At 74.6% G+C, this 14,557-nt stretch carries 2 protein-coding genes; both read left to right on the top strand.

Going from position 1 to position 14,557, the window contains the following annotated elements:
• The first annotated feature begins 28 nt into the window (after positions 1 to 28).
• Positions 29 to 4,987, top strand: coding sequence for a type I polyketide synthase (locus ML5_RS29290; RefSeq protein WP_369752328.1), 4,959 nt, complete (start codon positions 29 to 31; stop codon positions 4,985 to 4,987).
• Positions 4,988 to 5,034: 47 nt separating this feature from the next.
• Positions 5,035 to 14,532, top strand: a complete 9,498-nt coding sequence (locus ML5_RS29285) for a type I polyketide synthase (protein WP_013477270.1) — start codon at positions 5,035 to 5,037, stop codon at positions 14,530 to 14,532.
• The last annotated feature ends 25 nt before the right edge of the window (positions 14,533 to 14,557 follow it).

Below are 14,557 nucleotides of genomic sequence, written 5' to 3'. Positions count from 1 at the left end.
CGACAAGCTGCGGTACTTCCTCAAGCGGGTGACCGCAGACCTGCACGACACCAAGCGCAAGCTGCAGACCGTCGAGGCCCGGGATCAGGAGCCGCTGGCCATCGTCTCCATGAGCTGCCGCTTCCCCGGTGGCGTCCGGTCGCCGGAGGACCTGTGGGAGCTCGTCGCCGACGGCCGGGACGCGCTCACCGAGTTCCCCGACGACCGGGGGTGGGACCTGGAGGCGCTCTACGACCCCGATCCCAACAAGCCGGGTAAGAGCTACACCCGCATCGGTGGGTTCCTCGACGGTGCCGGCGACTTCGACCCGTCCCTCTTCGGCATCTCCCCGCGTGAGGCCCTCGCCATGGACCCGCAGCAGCGGTTGTTGCTGGAGACGTCCTGGGAGGCCGTCGAGCGGGCCGGCATCGACCCGCTGTCGCTGCGCGGCAGCTCCACCGGTGTCTTCGTCGGGCTGAGCACCTCGAACTACGGCATGGGTCTGCCGCACGTGCCCGAGGGCGTCGACATGTACATCGGCACCGGCAACACCACAAGCGTCGCGTCCGGCCGGATCTCGTTCACCCTCGGCCTCAACGGCCCGGCCGTCACCGTGGACACCGCCTGCTCCTCCTCGCTGGTGGCCCTGCACCTCGCCGTGAACGCGCTGCGCCGCGGCGAGTGCGACCTGGCCATCGCCGGTGGCGTCACCGTCATGGTCACCCCCGGTGTGTTCGTCGTCTTCTCCCGGCAGCGCGGCATGTCCGTCGACGGCCGGTGCAGGGCCTTCGCGGCCGGCGCGGACGGCACCGGCTGGGGCGAGGGCGGCGGCGTGCTCGTCGTGGAGCGGCTGGCCGACGCCGAACGCAACGGCCACCCGGTCCTCGCCGTGATCCGGGGCAGCGCCCTCAACCAGGACGGCGCCTCCAACGGGCTCACCGCCCCCAACGGCCCCTCCCAGCAGCGGGTCATCCGCCAGGCCCTCGCCAACGCCCGGCTCTCCACCGCCGACGTCGACATGGTCGAGGCGCACGGCACCGGCACCACCCTCGGCGACCCGATCGAGGCGCAGGCGCTCATCGCCACGTACGGGCAGGACCGCCCGGCGGACCGGCCGCTGTGGCTGGGCTCGGTGAAGTCGAACATCGGCCACACCCAGAGCGCCGCCGGCGTCGCAGGTCTGGTCAAGATGGTGATGGCGCTGCGCAACGGCGTCATGCCGGAGACCCTGCACATCGACGAGCCGTCCCCGCACGTGGACTGGACGGCCGGGGCGGTCTCCCTGCTCACCGAGTCCAAGCCGTGGCCGGAGCTGGACCGCCCCCGCCGCGGCGGCGTCTCCTCCTTCGGGGTCAGCGGCACCAACGCCCACGTCATCCTCGAGGAGTACCGCCCGCGCGTCGCCGAGGCGGCGACCGTCGACGGCGAGCAGGCGGACGGGACCGGCGCCGTCGAGCCCGCGCGCCGGCCGGACCTGGTCGCCTCGGACGTGACCCTCTGGCCGGTGTCGGCCCGGTCGAGGACCGCCCTGGGCGGGCAGGCGGCCCGGCTCGCGGACTTCCTGCGCAGGCGCGGCGAGATCGATCCGGCGGCGGTCGGCTGGTCGCTGGCCACCACCCGCTCGACGTTCGACCACCGTGCCGCCGTCGTCGGGTCGACCGCCGACGATCTGCTGGCCGGGCTGGACGCCCTCGCCGCCGGCCAGCCGGCAGGGAACCTCGTCACCGGTACGGTCACCAGCGCCGGCGCAGGTCCCGTCTTCGTGTTCCCGGGTCAGGGGGCGCAGTCGGCGCGGATGGCGGCCGGGCTCGTCGGTCGTACGCCGGTGTTCGACGCGAAGCTGGCCGAGTGCCAGCGGGCCCTGGCGCCGTACCTCGACGTGGACCTCATCGCGGTGTTGACCGGTGATGACGAGTCGTGGCTGGAGCGGGTCGAGGTCGTGCAGCCCGTGCTGTGGGCCGTCGGCATCGCCCTGGCGGCCGTGTGGCGCGCGGCGGGCGTCGTCCCGGACGCGGTGATCGGTCACTCGCAGGGCGAGATCGGCGCGGCCTGTGTCGCCGGGATCCTGAGCCTGGAGGACGCTGCGAGGGCAGTGGCGTTGCGGTCGCGGGCGCTGACGGTGCTGCGGGGGACCGGGACGATGGCGTCGATCGACCTGTCGGCCGACGCGGTTGCCGAGCGCCTGGGGGAGTTCCCGGGTGTCGGTGTCGCGGCCGTCAACGGGCCGTCCACCGTCGTGGTGTCCGGTCCGCCGCAGCCCGTGGCCGACCTCGTGCAGGCGTGCCAGGCGCAGGGCGTCCGCGCCCGGCTGATCCCCGTGGACTACGCGTCGCACTCCGAGGCCGTGCAGCAGGTGGCCGAGCAGCTTCGCGCGGATCTGGCCGGTGTCAGTCCGCGGGCCGGTCATACCCGGCTCGTGTCCACTCTCACCGGGGACTGGGTCGACCCGGCGGTGATGACCGCTGACTACTGGTACGACAATCTGCGGCAGACTGTGCTCTTCGACGCGGCCGTGCGGACGGCTGTGGCTGCCGGGTACACCACGTTCGTCGAGATCAGTCCGCATCCGGTGCTGGCGATGCCGGTGACCGCGATTCTCGACGACGCCGGTGTGAGTGGGCACACCATCGGTAGTCTGCGTCGTGGTGACGACGACGTGACCCGGTTGCTGACCAACCTGGCCACCGCGTACACCGTCGGCCTGCCCGTCGACCTGACGACGGTGCTCCCGGCCGCGGCGACCGTCGACCTGCCCACCTACGCCTTCGACCACCACCGGTACTGGCTCGACGGCAGCGGCGGGCCCGACCTGGAGAGCCTGCTGTCGGGCATGAGCGGCGACCCGGGCGACGCGGGCTTCTGGGCCGCCGTCGAGAGCGGGGACGTCACGGCCCTCGCCGAGACCATCGCCACCGAGGAGACCCCGGCACACGAGGTCCTCGACGCGCTGCTGCCGGCCCTGCCGATGCTCGCCTCCTGGCGCCGGCAGCGGCGCCGGCAGGCCGACATCGACAGCTGGCGCTACCAGGACACCTGGAAGCCGCTGACCGGCGTCGCCAACCGGGGCATGGACGGCACCTGGGTCGTGGTCCTGCCGACCGGCGACATCATCGAGCCATGGCAGGACGCCTGCGTCGAGGCGTTCGCGGCGGCCGGCGCGACCCTCGTCCCGGTGGCCGTCTCCACGCCCGACGTCGACCGCGACCAGTTCGGCAAGCTGCTGCGGGAGGCGCTGGCCGCCGCACCGGGCGGCGACGCCACCGCCGAGGTCACCGGCGTGGTCTCGCTGCTCGCCTTCGACGAACTGGCCCACCCGCTGCACCCCTCCGTGCCCGGCGGCTTCGCCGCCACCGTCGCGCTCTTCCAGGCCCTCGGCGACATCGGCCTGCGCGCGCCGATGTGGAGCGTCACCTCCGGCGCCGCGTCCGTCGGTATGGCCGACCTGCTGCGCTCCCCGGTGCAGTCGCTGGTCTGGGGCTTCGGCCGGGTCGCCGCGCTGGAGCACCCGCAGCGCTGGGGCGGACTCGTGGACCTGCCCGAGGCCGTCGAGGACCGCTGCGCCGACCTGCTCGTCGCGGCCCTCACCACCGCCGGGGACGAGGACCAGATCGCGGTACGGCCGACTGGCCTGCTCGCCCGCCGGCTCACCCGCGTCCCGCTCGGCGACAGCCAGCCCGCCAACCCGTGGCAGCCGTACGGCACGGCGCTCGTCACCGGCGGCACCGGCGCGCTCGGTGGGCACGCCGCCCGCTGGCTGGCCCGCAGCGGTGTGGAGAACATCGTCGTCGTCAGCCGCCGGGGCATGGCCGCACCCGGTGCGCAACAGCTCGTCGACGACCTCACCGCGCTGGGCGCCCAGGCCGTCGTGGCCGAGTGCGACGCCTCCGACCGCGAAGCCCTGGCCGAGCTGATCGACCAGATCCCCGCCGAGTACCCGCTCACCGTGGTCGTGCACGCCTCCGCCGTCCTCGACGACGCCATGATCAACGACATCCGGCCCGAGCAGATCGAACGGGTGCTGCAGGCCAAGGTCGACGTCGCGTACAACCTGCACGAGCTGACCCTCGACCACGAGCTGTCCGCGTTCGTCATGTTCTCGTCCTTCGCCGGCAGCGTGGCCAGCTCCGGCGTCGGCAACTACGCCCCGAGCAACGCGTTCCTCGACGCGCTCGCCCAGCACCGTCGCGGCCTCGGCCTCACCGCCACCTCCGTCGCCTGGGGGGCGTGGGCCGGCGGCGGTATGGCCGACGGGCCGCTCGGCGATCTGCTGCACCGCCACGGTGTACCCGAGATGACCCCGGAGGCGGCGATCACCGCGCTGCACCAGGCCGTGGACCACGGCGAGGCGTTCCTCACCATCGCCGACATCGCCTGGGAACGGTTCTCCGTCGCGTTCACCGCCACCCGGCCCGGTCCGCTGATCAGCGACCTGCCGGACGTCCGGCGGCTCGCCGCCGCCGAGGCGGTGGCCAGTGTGGAGGTCGGCGACGGCCCGGAGTCGTTGCGGGACCGGCTCGCCGGGCTGCCCGCCACCGAGCGGTTCGCCGTGCTGCTCGGCCTGGTCCGTAGCCAGGTCGCCGCCGTGCTCAACTACCCGTCCGCCGAGTCGGTGGACGAGCATCGGGCGTTCCGGGAGCTGGGCTTCGACTCCGTCACCGCCGTCGAGCTGCGTAACCGGCTCGGCTCGGCCACCGCCGTGGCCCTCCCGGTCACCCTGGTCTTCGACTACCCGACCCCGACGACCCTGGCGGAGTACCTCTACGCCGAGGTCGCCCATGACGACGTGGTCACCCCGAACGCGCTCCTCGACGATCTGGACCGGATCGCCGAGGGCCTCGACGTGGTCGCGCGGGACGAGGCGGCCCGGGTGCGGGCCACCGTACGCCTGCAGGCGATGCTCTCCCGGCTCGGCCAGGACAGCGGCGGCGCCGACATCGGCCGGCATCTCGACGACGCCACCGACGACGAACTGTTCGCGATGGTGGACAAGGACCTCGGCATCTCCTGACCCCAGCTCCAGCTCTCTCCCGTCTCTTTCGAGGAAGCGGCACTCCGATGGCCAATGAAGACAAGCTCCGCGATTACCTCAAGCGGGTCATGGCTGATCTCCACGACACCCGCCGCCGACTCAGCGAGGCCCAGTCCCAGGAACTGGAGCCGGTGGCGATCGTGGCGATGAGCTGCCGGTTGCCGGGCGGGGTGCGCAACCCCGACGACCTGTGGGAGCTGTTGCGGGAGGGCCGGGACGCCGTCGCGCCCTTCCCCGACGACCGGGGCTGGGATCTGGAGCGCCTCTACCACCCCGACCCCGACCACCCGGGCACCTCGTACGCCCGGGAGGGCGGGTTCGTCGACGGGGCCGGCGACTTCGACTCCGCCTTCTTCGGCATCTCGCCCCGCGAGGCGCTGACCATGGACCCCCAGCAGCGGCTGCTGCTGGAGACCTCCTGGGAGGCGGTAGAGGCCGCCGGTATCGATCCCGCCTCGCTGCGCGGCAGCCGGACCGGGGTGTTCGTCGGCACCAACGGGCAGGACTACGGCACCCTGCTGATGATGTCGCCCGACGGCGACGAGGGGCACTCGATGACCGGGGGCGCGGCGGCCGTCGCGTCGGGCCGGGTGTCGTACGCCCTCGGGCTCGAAGGACCGGCCGTCTCCATCGACACGGCCTGCTCGTCGTCTCTGGTGGCGCTGCACCTCGCCGTGCAGGCGCTGCGGGCGAGGGAGTGCGACCTGGCGCTGGCCGGCGGGGTGACGGTGATGGCCACTCCGGGCCTCTACATCGGATCCAGCCGGCAGCGCGCACTCTCCACCGACGGGCGGTGCCGGTCGTTCGCCGCCGCCGCGGACGGCGCCGGGTTCTCCGAGGGGGTCGGCTGGCTGCTGGTCGAGCGGCTGTCGGACGCCCGCCGCAACGGCCACCGTGTCCTGGCGGTGGTACGCGGCACGGCCGTCAACCAGGACGGCGCGTCGAACGGGCTGACCGCGCCCAACGGGCCGGCGCAGCAGCGGGTCATCAGCCAGGCCCTCACCTCCGCCCGGCTCTCCACCGCCGACGTCGACGTCGTGGAGGCGCACGGCACCGGCACCAAGCTGGGCGACCCGATCGAGGCGCAGGCGCTCATCGCCACGTACGGGCAGGACCGTGGCGAGGCCCCGCCACTGCTGCTCGGCTCGGTGAAGTCGAACATCGGCCATGCCCAGGCCGCCGCGGGCGTGGCCGGCGTGATCAAGCTGGTGCTCGCCATCCGGCACGGCCTCGTGCCGGCGACGCTGCACGTCGACGCGCCGTCTCCGCACGTCGACTGGGCGGCCGGCGCGGTGGAACTGGCCACGGAGGCACGCCCGTGGCCCGAGACGGGCCGGGTACGCCGGGGTGCCGTCTCCTCGTTCGGCATCTCCGGCACCAACGCCCACGTGATCATCGAGCAGCCGACCGAGCCGGTTGAGCCGGGTGTTGTCGAGTCCGTGTCCGGGTCCGGTCTGGTCGCTTCGGATGTGGTTGTCTGGCCGGTGTCGGCGCGGTCGAGGGCTGCGTTGGCTGGGCAGGTTGTCCGGCTCGCGGGGCACGTGCGTGAGCGGGGTGAGGTCGATCCGGTGGCGGTGGGGTGGTCGTTGGCGACCACCCGGTCGGCGTTCGATCATCGGGTGGTCGCCGTCGGGTCGTCTGCTGAGGGGCTGCTCGCTGGGCTGGACGCTTTCGCTGCCGGTGAGCCGGCGGGGAATGTGGTCGCGGGGGCGGCGTCGGGTCCGGGTGCGGGTCCGGTTTTCGTGTTTCCGGGTCAGGGTGCGCAGTCGGTGCGGATGGCGGCGGGCCTGGTGGGTCGTGTGCCGGTGTTCGACGAGTGTTTGGCCGAGTGCCGGCGGGCTTTGGCGCCGTATCTCGATGTGGATCTCGTGTCGGTGCTCACGGGTGAGGACGAGTCGTGGCTGGAGCGGGTCGAGGTCGTGCAGCCGGTGCTGTGGGCCGTCGGTGTCGCTCTGGCGGCTGTGTGGCGCGCGGCGGGTGTGGTGCCGGAGGTGGTGATCGGCCATTCGCAGGGTGAGATCGGTGCGGCGTGTGTGGCGGGCATTCTGAGTCTGGAGGATGCGGCGAGGACGGTGGCGCTGCGTTCGCGTGCTCTGGCCGTGCTGCGTGGTACGGGGACGATGGCGTCGGTGGACCTGCCGGTCGACGCGGTGGCCGAGCGGCTGCCCGCGTTTGCGGGTGTCGGGGTCGCGGCGGTCAACGGTCCGTCCACCGTCGTGGTGTCCGGTCCGCCGGAGCGTGTCGCCGGCCTTGTGCAGGCGTGCCGGGCCGAGGGTGTCCGTGCCCGGTTGATCCCGGTGGACTACGCGTCGCATTCACCCGCGGTGCAGGAGGTCGCCGAGCAGCTTCGCGCGGATCTGGCCGGTGTCAGTCCGCGGGCCGGTCATACCCGGCTGGTCTCCACCCTCACGGGCGAGTGGGCTGACCCGCTCACCATGACCGCTGACTACTGGTACGACAATCTGCGGCAGACTGTGCTCTTCGACGCGGCCGTGCGGACGGCTGTGGCCGCCGGGTACACCACGTTCGTCGAGATCAGTCCGCATCCGGTGCTGGCGATGCCGGTGACTGCGATTCTTGACGACGCCGGTGTGAGTGGGCACACCATCGGTAGTCTGCGTCGTGGTGACGACGACGTGACCCGGTTGCTGACCAACCTGGCCACCGCGTACACCGTCGGCCTGCCCGTCGACCTGACGACGGTGCTCCCGGCCGCGGCGACCGTCGACCTGCCCACCTACGCCTTCGACCACCACCGGTACTGGCCCGCGCCGCCGCTCTTCCTCGCCGCGGCCGACGCCGCCCCGGACATCGACCGCTGGCGCTACCGGGTCACCTGGCGAGCCCTGCCCGACCTGCCGCTGACCTGGCTCGCCGGCACCTGGCTCGTGCCGGTGCCCGCGGCGCCGGAAGACGACCCGCTGGTCACCGACGTGCTGTCGGCCCTCGGCAACTTCGGCGCGGACGTCGTCCCGGTGGAGCTGGACGCCACCGGCGACCCGGCGGCGCTGGCCGAGCGGCTCAGCGCCGCGCTCGCCGGCCCCGGCGGACCCGTCGCCGTGCTCTCGCTGCTGGGCCTGGACGAGCGGGCGCACCCGGAGCACCCGGCCACCTCGCTGGCCGTCTCGGGCACCGCCCTGCTGGTGCAGGCGCTCGGGCTGCTCGGCGTCGAGGCGCCGCTGTGGTGCGCCACCCGGGGAGCCGTCGTGGCCTGCGCCGACGACCCGGCGCCACGCCCCGCCGCCGCCTCCGTCTGGGGGCTCGGCCGCGCCGTCGCCCTGGAACACCCCGCCCGCTGGGGCGGCCTGCTCGACCTGCCCGACGTGCTCGACGCGCAGGCCGGCGCGCTGCTCTGCGCGGCGCTCGGCGCCAGCGGTGGCGAAGACGCCTTCGGCGACGACGGCGCGGAGCAGTCCGGCCGGGGCGAGGACCAGCTCGCCGTCCGCGCCTCCGGCGTCTTCGTCCGCCGCCTCACCCGGATCACCGAACCCGAGCCGGCCGCCTCCGGCGACGCGGACGACACCTGGCGGATGCGCGGCACCGTGTTGATCACCGGTGGCACCGGCGGACTGGGCGGGCATCTGGCCCGCTGGGCGGGCCGCTCCGGCGCCGCGCACGTCCTGCTGGCCAGCCGGCGCGGCCCGGACGCCCCGGGCGCCGCCGAGCTGGAGGCGGAGCTGACCGACCTCGGCGTACGGGTCACAGTGGCCCGCTGCGACGTCGCCGACCGGGCACAGGTGGCCGATCTGCTCGCCGCCGTCCCCGCCGACGCCCCGCTGAGCGCCGTGCTGCACACCGCCGCCGTCCTCGACGACGGCATCGTCGACACCGTCACCGCGCAGCGCCTGCACACAGTCGCCGCGTCGAAGTGCGTCGCCGCGCTGCACCTGGACGAGCTGACCCGCGACCTCGACCTGGACGCCTTCGTGCTCTTCTCCTCGGTGGCCGGCACCACCGGCAACGCCGGGCAGGGCGCGTACGGGGCGGCCAACGCCTTCCTCGACGCCCTCGCCGAGCGGCGCCGGGCCGAGGGACTGCCCGCCCTCTCGGTGGCCTGGGGTGCCTGGCGCGGAGCCGGCCTGCCAGCCGAGAACGAACGCGCCCAGGAGCGGCTGCGCCGGGGCGGCATGATCGGCATGGACCCGGAACTGGCCGTCGAGGCCCTCGCCCGGGCGCTGCGCCGCGACGAGCCCACCACAGTCGTCGCCGACATCGACTGGGCCCGTTTCGCCCCCGCGTTCACCCTGGTGCGGCCCAGCCCGCTGATCGGCGACCTCGCCGAGGCCCAGGAGGCGACGCAGCCGGCCGGGCAGGAGGGCGCCGAGGAGGAGACGGACGTACCGTCGGCCCTCGCCCGGCGGCTCGCCGCGCTCGCGCCGGGGGAGCGCGCCGCGACACTGCTGGAGCTGGTGCGGCAGTGCGCGGCGACGGCCCTCGGCTACGGGGCCGCCGACGACATCCCGGCCACCCAGCCCTTCCGCGACCTCGGCCTGGATTCGCTGACGGCAGTCGACATGCGCAACTTCTTGGCCGCCGCCACCGACCTGCGGCTGCCCGCGACGCTCGCCTTCGACTATCCGAACCCGACGGTGCTCGCCGCGCACCTCGGCGAACTGCTCACCGGGATCGTGCCCGACGTGTCCACCCCCGCCCCGGCCACCGCGGCCGAGGACGACGACCCGATCGCCATCGTGGCGATGAGCTGCCGCCTGCCCGGTGGGGCGGACACCCCGGAGCAGCTGTGGCAGCTCCTCGCCGCCGGCGGCGACGCCATCGGGGAGTTCCCCACCGACCGGGGCTGGGACCTGGACCGGCTCTTCGACTCCGACCCGGACAAGGAGGGCACCAGCTACGCCCGGGAGGGTGGCTTCGTCACCGGCGCCACCGACTTCGACGCCGGCTTCTTCGGCATCAGCCCCCGCGAGGCCCTCGCCATGGACCCGCAGCAGCGACTGCTGCTGGAGGCGTCCTGGGAGGCGATCGAGCGGGCCGGGATCGACCCGCACACGCTGCGCGGCAGCGCCACCGGCGTCTTCGTCGGCACCAACTACCAGGACTACCGCAACCTGATGTTCAGCGCCGAGGGCGCCGAGGGGCACCTGATGACCGGCAATGCCGGCAGCGTCCTCTCGGGCCGGGTGTCGTACACCCTCGGGCTGGAGGGGCCCGCCGTCTCGGTGGACACCGCCTGCTCGTCGTCGCTGGTCGCGCTGCACTGGGCCTGCCAGGCGCTGCGCCGCTCGGAGTGCTCCCTCGCCCTGGTCGGCGGCGTCACCGTCATGTCCACCCCGGGGGTGTTCGTCGGCTTCAGCCGGCAGCGGGGCCTCGCCCCGGACAGCCGGGTCAAGGCGTTCGCCTCCGCCGCCGACGGCACCGGCTGGGGCGAGGGCCTCGGCCTGCTGCTCGTCGAGCGGCTCTCCGACGCCCGCCGCAACGGTCACCCGGTGCTCGCGGTCATCCGGGGCAGCGCCGTCAACCAGGACGGCGCTTCCAACGGCCTCACCGCCCCGAACGGCCCGTCGCAGCAGCGGGTGATCCGGCAGGCGCTCGCCAACGCCGGCCTCGCCCCGGCCGACGTGGACGCCGTCGAGGCGCACGGCACCGGCACGAAGCTCGGCGACCCGATCGAGGCGCAGGCCCTGCTCGCCACGTACGGCCGGGAGCGGCCCGCCGAGCAGCCGCTCTGGCTCGGCTCGATCAAGTCGAACATCGGTCACACCCAGGCCGCCGCCGGTGTCGCCGGGATCATCAAGATGGTGCTGGCGCTGCGGCACGGCTACCTGCCGCAGACCCTGCACGTCGACGAGCCGACCGACCAGGTGGACTGGAGCGTCGGCGCGGTCGAGCTGCTCGGCGAGGGCCGCCCCTGGCCGGTCACCGACCACCCGCGCCGCGCCGCCGTCTCCTCGTTCGGCATCAGCGGCACCAACGCGCACACCATCCTGGAGCAGGCCCCGGAGCCGGTCGAAGCCGAGCAGCCGACGGGTGACCCGGCGCGGCTGCCGGTGGTGCCGGTGCTGCTGTCGGGCCGTTCGGCGTCCGCGCTGGCCGCCCAGGCGCAGCGCTGGTCCGAGCAGCTCACCGGGCTGGAGGCGCCACGTACGGTCGACGTCGGCTGGTCGTCGGCCGTCGCCCGGGCCGCCCTGGAGCACCGGGCCGTCGTGCTGGCCACCGACCGGATCGCGCTGGATGCCGGGCTGCGCGCCCTCGGCACCGGCAAGGACGCGCCGCTGGTGGTCACCGGCGTGGCGGTGCCCCGGCCGAAGGTGGCGTACCTGTTCTCGGGGCAGGGCGCCCAGCGGGCCGGGATGGGTCGCGAGCTGGCCGAGGCGTTCCCCGTCTTCGCCGCCGCCCTGGACGAGGCCTGCGCCGCCCTCGAAGCGCACCTGCCCCGCCCGCTCAAGCCACTGCTCTTCGCCGAGCCCGGCACGCCCGAGGCCGAGGCGCTGGACCGCACCGAATTCACCCAGCCGGCGTTGTTCGCCGTGGAGGTGGCGCTGTTCCGGCTGTTCGAGGCGTGGGGGGTCCGTCCCGACGCCGTCGCCGGGCACTCGATCGGCGAGATCGCCGCCGCCCACGCCGCAGGCGTGCTCTCCCTGGCCGACGCCGCCGAGCTGGTCGCCGCCCGGGGCCGGCTGATGCAGGCGCTACCGGCCGGCGGGGCGATGCTCGCCGTCGCCGCCACCGAGGCCGAGGTGACCGCCACGCTCGGCGAGCGGGCCGACCGGGTCTCCGTCGCCGCCGTCAACGGCCCCTCCGCCGTCGTGGTGTCCGGGGCCGGCGACGCCGTCGAGGAACTGGCCTCCGAGTGGGCCGGCCGGGGCGTCCGGGTCCGGCGCCTGACGGTCAGCCACGCGTTCCACAGTCCGCTGATGAATCCGGTGCTCGACGACCTCGCCGCCGTCGCCGGACGGCTGCGGTACGCGGCTCCGAGCATCCCGATGGTCTCCACCGTCACCGGCGCGCCGGTCGACGCGGCGGAGATCGGCACGCCCGACTACTGGGTGCGCCACGCCCGCGAGGCGGTGCGCTTCGCCGACGCCGTCGTGGCACTGCGCGAGCGCAACGTCACCGGCTACGTCGAGATCGGCCCGGACGGGGTGCTCACCGCCCTCGCCCAGGCCGTCCTGGCCGAGGCCCCGGCCGGCGGCCGGGCCCCACTGGTGGTGCCCGCCCTGCGCCGGGACCGCGCCGAGCCGACCACCCTGCTGCGCGCGCTCGCCGCGCTGCACACCCACGGCGTCTCCCCGGACTGGTCCGTCCTCTACGCCGGCACCGGCGCCCAGCGGGTCGAGCTGCCCACCTACGCGTTCGACCGGCAGCGCTACTGGCCGGAGCCGCCGCCCTGGGCCGCCCTCGTGGCCGCCGACGAGGCCACCGAGGTCGAGCGCCGCTTCTGGGCCGCGGTCGAGGCCGAGGACCTCGAGTCGCTGGCCCGCGACCTCGACGTGCACCGCGACCAGCCCTTCGGCACCGTGCTGCCCGCCCTGTCGGCGTGGCGCCGGCGCGGCCGGGAGCAGGCGCTGGTCGACGGCACCCGTTACCGGGTGGTCTGGGAGCCCATCGCGGAGACCCCGCAGGAGCAGGACCCCGGCCGGTGGCTGGTGCTGCTGCCCGCCGACCGGGCGGACGACCCCGACCTGCACTCCTGCACCTGGGCCCTGGGCGCCGAGGTGAGCATCGTGCCCGTGGACACCGCCGCCGACTCCGAGGAGCTGTGCGGCGGGTTCGCCGACGTGCTCACCGAGGCGCTCGGCGCGGGCGACGGGCCGCTGTCGATCCTGTCCTTCCTCGGCCTGGACGACGCCCCGCACGCCGAGCACCCGGCGCTGCCGCGCGGCCTCGCCGCGACCGTGCACCTGCTCCAGCAGCTCGTCGACCTCGACGCCTCGGTCCGGCTCTGGTGCGTCACCCAGGGCGCCGTCGGCCTCGGCGACGGCGACGCCCCGGCCAACGCGCGGCAGGCGATGCTGTGGGGCCTGGGCCGGGTGGCCGCGCTGGAGCAGCCCGCCCGCTGGGCCGGGCTGGTCGACCTGCCCACCGACCTGGAGCCGTGGACGGCGATGCGTCTCGGCGGCATCCTCACCGGCGGCGGCGTGGAGGACCAGCTCGCAGTCCGCGAGTCCGGGGTGCTGGTGCGGCGGCTCGTACCGGCCACCACCGACGGGGAGCTCACGCCGTGGCAGCCCCGGGGCACGGTGCTGATCACCGGAGGCGCCGGCGCGCTCGGTGGGCACGTGGCCCGCTGGGTGGCCGCCGAGGGCGCGCAACGGGTGGTGCTGACCAGCCGGCGGGGGACCGACACCCCGGGCGCCGCCGAGCTGCTCTCCGAGCTGGCCGGGCTCGGCGTGGACTGCCGGGTGGTCCGCTGCGACGCCGCCGACCGCGCCGCCGTGGCCGACCTCCTGGCCGATCTCCGGCGGGAGGGGCCGCCGCTGCGCGCGGTGGTGCACGCCGCGGGGGTCAGCGAGGTGGTGCCGCTGGCCGACACCACCCTGGAGGACCTGGCGTACGTCATCGCCCCGAAGGTCAGCGGCGCCGAACACCTCGACGAGCTGCTCGGCGACGCCGAACTGGACGTGTTCGTGCTCTTCTCGTCCATCTCGGCGGTGTGGGGCAGCGGCGGACAGGGCGCGTACGCGGCCGGTAACGCCTACCTGGACGCGCTCGCCGAGCGGCGACGCGGCCGGGGCCTGGCGGCCACCTCCATCGCCTGGGGACCGTGGACCGAGTCGGGCATGTACACCGAGGGTGCGGCGGAGCAACTGCGTCGCCGTGGCCTGCAGGTGATGCCACCCGGTGTGGCGATGGCCGGGCTGCGGCACGCCCTGGCGGCCGGCGACAGCTGCGTCACAGTCGCCGATGTCGACTGGGCCACCTTCCAGCCGCTGTTCACCTCGCTGCGGCCCAGTCCGCTGCTGGCCGACCTGCCGGCCGTACGCGGACTGGCCGCCACCCCCGCCGAGGCGCCGGACGCGGTCGCGCCCGGCTCCCGGGATCTGCTCGCCGGGCTGCGGGCGCTGCCCGACGACGAGCGGCGGGCCGCACTGCTGGAGATGGTGCGGGTCGACGCGGCGAAGGTGCTCGGCCACCCCTCCGCCGACGCGATCGAGACCGACCGGGGCTTCCTGGACCTCGGCTTCGACTCGCTCACGGCCGTGGAACTGCGCAACCTGCTCACCGCGGCGACCGGGCACGACCTGCCCACCACCGTCGTCTTCGACTACCCCACCCCGGACGGCCTGGCCGGCCACCTGTACGAGCAGCTCTTCGCAGACGGCGAGGGGGACGACGGCGACGGCGGCGACGAGGAGTCGGTGCGCCGGGCCCTCGCCGCGATCCCGCTCGACGAGCTGCGGCAGGCGGGCCTGCTCGACCAGCTGCTCCAGCTGGCCCGTACGAGTGCCGGCACGCCGGCCGTGGCACCCGCCGTCCCGGTCACGTCGCCCGCACCCGAGACCCAGATCCGCGAACTCGACGTCGCCGGCCTGGTCCGGATGGCCCTGGAAGGCTCCGACTCGTGACCCGGCCGGCCCTGAGGAGCGCCCG

Origin of the sequence: Micromonospora sp. L5 (genome assembly GCF_000177655.2) — a bacterium.
GTDB lineage: Bacteria > Actinomycetota > Actinomycetes > Mycobacteriales > Micromonosporaceae > Micromonospora > Micromonospora aurantiaca.
Note: the sequence above shows the minus strand (reverse complement) of the source record. Positions and strands in the feature narration are given on the sequence as shown.

Excerpts from the sequence above, each read along its gene's own strand:
- ML5_RS29285 (WP_013477270.1), top strand. The coding sequence starts at position 5,035 with ATGGCCAATGAAGACAAGCTCCGCGATTACCTCAAGCGGGTCATGGCT.